Origin of the sequence: Pseudomonas sp. (assembly GCF_035277045.1) — a bacterium.
Lineage (GTDB): Bacteria > Pseudomonadota > Gammaproteobacteria > Pseudomonadales > Pseudomonadaceae > Aquipseudomonas.
The window spans coordinates 1-4,101 of sequence record NZ_DATELE010000031.1 but is presented as its reverse complement, the minus strand read 5'-3'; the positions used below and the strand labels follow the sequence as shown (position 1 = coordinate 4,101).

At 61.8% G+C, this 4,101-nt stretch carries 4 protein-coding genes; all 4 read right to left on the bottom strand.

The genetic code is table 11. The features are described from left to right. On the bottom strand, positions 1-540 hold a 540-nt coding region (locus VJS90_RS01370; protein WP_324118315.1), incomplete at its 3' end, for a proline racemase family protein. Positions 541-550: 10 nt separating this feature from the next. Beyond that, positions 551-2,032 carry an aldehyde dehydrogenase family protein gene (locus VJS90_RS01365; RefSeq protein WP_324118313.1) on the bottom strand — a complete coding sequence of 494 codons (1,482 nt, stop codon included), beginning with the start codon at positions 2,030-2,032 and terminating at the stop codon, positions 551-553. Next, on the bottom strand, positions 2,029-3,309 hold the full coding sequence (locus VJS90_RS01360; protein WP_324118310.1) for an NAD(P)/FAD-dependent oxidoreductase: 1,281 nt from the start codon (positions 3,307-3,309) through the stop codon (positions 2,029-2,031). The genes VJS90_RS01365 and VJS90_RS01360 overlap by 4 nt, the downstream gene beginning before the upstream one ends. Before the next feature lie 59 nt (positions 3,310-3,368). Continuing rightward, on the bottom strand, positions 3,369-4,101 hold a 733-nt coding region (locus tag VJS90_RS01355; RefSeq protein WP_324118308.1), incomplete at its 5' end, for a dihydrodipicolinate synthase family protein.

The window sequence follows — 4,101 nt, the reverse complement described above, 5'->3', positions numbered from 1 at the left end:
GACGTCGATCAACGCGTAATACACGCCGCCAAAGGCCACATCGACCTTGATCGTGCCGAACTGCTCAGTCTCGATGGCAAGGTCCAGGTGCTCAACGAACGCGGGCACCATGTCCAGTGAAACGTTCAGGCAACGACCGTCCGCGCACTGTGCGCGGGCGGTGACCAAGCCGGCAGGGGTGTCTAGCACCACCGTGGTTTCCGGCTCCTGCATCGGTACCATGCCCAGTTCGAGCAGGGCGGTAACCACGCATATGCAGTTGCTACCCGACATCGGGTGGGCCTTGTCGGCCTGCAGCACGATGAAGCCGGCGTGGGCCTCGGGGCGAGTGGGCGGCAGGAGCAAGTTCACTGACATCTGCAAGCAGCCGCGTGGTTCAAGCGTCACCAGTCGACGCAGGCTGTCGTCCACCTCGTTGATGTAGTTCATCTTGTCGAGCATGGTGGCGCCTGGGATACCCAGGACTCCACCAGTGATGACCTTGCCAATCTCGCCTTCGCAGTGCACTTCAGCCAATTGAAGCGTCTGTTTCCAACGCATGGGTATTACCTCACTTGATGTACCAGCCCCAAGGCTGTTCGCTGTCGTAGCGGGTGATCTGCTTGGTTTCAAGGTAGTTGTTCAGACCCCATTCACCCAGCTCGCGGCCGATACCGCTCTGCTTGTAGCCGCCCCATGGCGCCTCGGTGAAGGTTGGTTGAGAACAGTTGATCCAGACAATACCGGCGCGGAACTTACGGGCTACGCGCTCACAGCGTTCCAGGTCTTTGGACATCACTGCAGCGCCCAGGCCAAAGCGCGAGTTGTTGGCTGACTTCACCGCTTCCTCTTCGCTGTCGAATGGGCGGATGCACACCACCGGGCCAAAGATCTCTTCGTTCCAGATCCAGCTGTCTTCCGGTACATCGGCAAACACGGTCGGCTGCAGATAGAAGCCTTTATCCAGGTTGGCCGGACGCTCACCACCACAGACCAGGCGAGCGCCTTCCTCCAGGCCGCGGGAGATGGCTTGCAACGTGCCGTCATATTGGCTGCGGTTGACCAGCGGGCCCAGCAGCACACCTTCTTCCATGCCATTGCCGATCTTGATCTTGCGCGTCTCTTCGGCCAGGCGTGCCAGCAGCGGTTCGTATGCGGCACGTTCCACCAGAATCCGCGACGTGGCCGAGCAGACTTCACCTTTGTTCCAGAAGATGCCGAACATGATCCACTCGACGGCTTTCTCGATATCGCTGTCGGCAAAAATGACGAAGGGTGATTTACCGCCCAGCTCCAGGGTGACGTTCTTGATATCCTGAGCAGCGGCTTGCATGATCCGGCTACCCACCGGCACACTGCCGGTGAAGGCGAGTTTGTCCACGCCTGGGTGCGCCGTCAGGGCTGCGCCAACCTTGGAGCCTGGGCCGGTAATGATATTCAGCACGCCAGCCGGCAGCCCGGCCTCATCGGCAATGCGGGCCAACTCCAGCGCAGTCAGCGACGTCTGTTCAGCGGGCTTGAGGATGATGCTACAGCCCGCGGCCAGGGCTGGGGCGATTTTCCACGAAGCCATGAGCATCGGGAAGTTCCACGGGACGATGGCGCCAGCGACGCCGATCGGCTCCTTGCGGGCCAGCGAACTGAAGCGGTCATCCGACAGCGCAACGTCCTTCTCGCGATTGCGATCCAGCTCCTCGGCCAGGTGGGCATAGAAGTCGAAGCAGCCAGCCGTGTCGCCAATGTCCCACATGGCCTCCGGGAATGGCTTTCCATTGTCACGCACTTCCAGTTCCGCCAGCTCTTCCTGACGCGCACGGATTCCGTCGGCAATCTTGCGCAGGTACTCGCCGCGTTCGGCACCGCTCAAGCGTGGCCACGGGCCTTCGTCGAACGCGGCGCGGGCAGCCTTTACGGCGACATCCACATCGGCAGCGCTGCCGGATGCCACCTTGGCAATCAGGCTTTCATCGCTCGGGTCGAAGGATTCGAAACTGCCACCCTCGATCGGGCTGACCCATTGGCCATTGATGTAGAACTGGTCGTAGCGGTTCATGCTGTACCTCCAATAAGAGCGAAGCGTCGTGCGCTGAATGCAGACAGGTTTTGTCCAGGTGTACGTTGGGCAACCAGGTCGCTGACCAGGCGGCCGGTGGTGGCGCCGAGGGTCAGACCGAGCTGGCCATGGCCGAAGGCCATGATCACGTTTTTGAGGCGTGGTGAGCGGTCGATGACCGGCTTGGTGTCCGGCAGGAACGGCCGGTAGCCGACGCCGAACTCCATACCCTGGGTGTTCAGTTGAGGCAGTACACGGCGCGCCTTTTCCATGATGATTTCGGCACGCTTGAAGTTGGGTTCGGCACCGGGCGCGGCAAACTCGATGGTGCCGCCGATCTGCAGGCCGCGGGTCATCGGTGCGAAGCAGAAACCGCCGTCGGCGTAGATCACCGAATGGCGGATTTCAACCTCAGGCGTGGGCAGAACGGCTTGATAGCCCGCGATGCCAGCCAGCGGAATGTTCACGCCAAGGGAGTCGAAGAAGGGGCGCGCGCCGGTGCCGGCGGCGACCACCACATGGTCGGCTGGCAGGCGGGTGCCGTCAGCCAGGGTCACACCGCTGGCACGGTCGTGGTTCTCATCGATTTTCACGGCTTTCTGACGCAGGCGCACGCCACCTTGGGCGATGAAGCTTTCGGTCAGTGCGGCAATGAAGCCTTCGGTATCGCTGACGGCGCGCCAGTCAGGGAACATCAGGCCATGCTGGAACTTGCCGGCCAGGGCTGGCTCCAGGTCGCCGATGGCGGCACCGTCCAGCTCTTCGGACTTGAAGCCCAGCTGCTTGCGCAGGTCCAGGTGCGGGCGCTCGTGGACAAGGCCCGCGGGCGAGTCGAATACCTCGAGAATCGGGCGGTCGCCCAGCAGGGTTTTGTCCGGGCAAGCATCCAGCAGCGGCGCATAGTCGGTGTAGACATGCTGGGTCAGACGCGCCATGTCTTCGGCGATCTCGTGGATCTTCGACGAGCGCGCGCAGGCCAGGAAACGCAGGAACCAGGGAAGGATGCCGGGCAGGGCGCTGGGGCGCAGGGCCAGGGGGCCTTTCTGGTCGAGCAGCCAGCCTGGGATCTTCATCAGAATGCCGGGCTTGGACAGCGGAATGACTTCACTGACCGCCATCTGACCGCAACTCCACTTGGCGGTACTGTCGCCCGGTGCGGCGGGGTCGATGAGCGTGACCTTGTGGCCTTCGCGCTGCAGGTACAGCGCGCAGCAGACACCGACGATACCGCCGCCGATGACTACGGCGTTCTGCGATGACGATTGTGGGGTGTTCATGGTCCTGTCTCATATCAAGAGAAGATTGCGAGGGGGCCGCAGGGCGGCCCCGTGTAACTTTACTGCTGCGAAGCTTCGAACACTTTGCGGAACTCGGCCTTCTCATCATCGGTCAGTGGCAGCAGCGGAGCGCGTGCATTGCCAACCTTGAAGCCGGCCAGCTCGGCACCGTACTTGACCTTCTGCACGAACTTGCCGCTTTCCAGGTTGGCCATGGCCGGGAACAGGCTGCGCATCACTTGCTGCGCGCCGCGGATGTCGCCGCTGGTGAAGGCCTTGTGGAACGCCACGACTTTCTCCGGGAAGATGTTGGCCGGGCCGCAGATCCAGCTGTCGGCGCCCCACAGGTAGAAGTCCAAGGCCTGGTCGTCCGAACCGCAGGAAAGCTGGATTCCTTTATATTTTTCACCGATCTCGATAGCGCGCAACAGGTTGCCGCTGCTTTCCTTGATGCCGATCACGCGTGGGTGCTCGTGGAGCGCGGCGACCACGTCCAGACCCACTTCGACATTGGTGCGAATTGGGTAGTTGTACAGCACCACATTGATCTCAGGGAAAGTCTCAAGAATGGTGTTGTAGTGGGCCAGCAGCTCTTCTTGTGAAGGCAGTGCGTAGTAAGGCGGGGCGATCAGCAGGTTGGTGTAGCCGGCATCGACGGTCTGCTTGATCTGTTCCAGCACTTCACGGGTGCACGAACCATTGGCACCGGCGATCAACGTGCCGCGCTCGCCCACCACTTCCTTGACGGTCGCAAGGATCTGGCGGCGTTCGTCGTTGGCCAGGGCGTAGTAT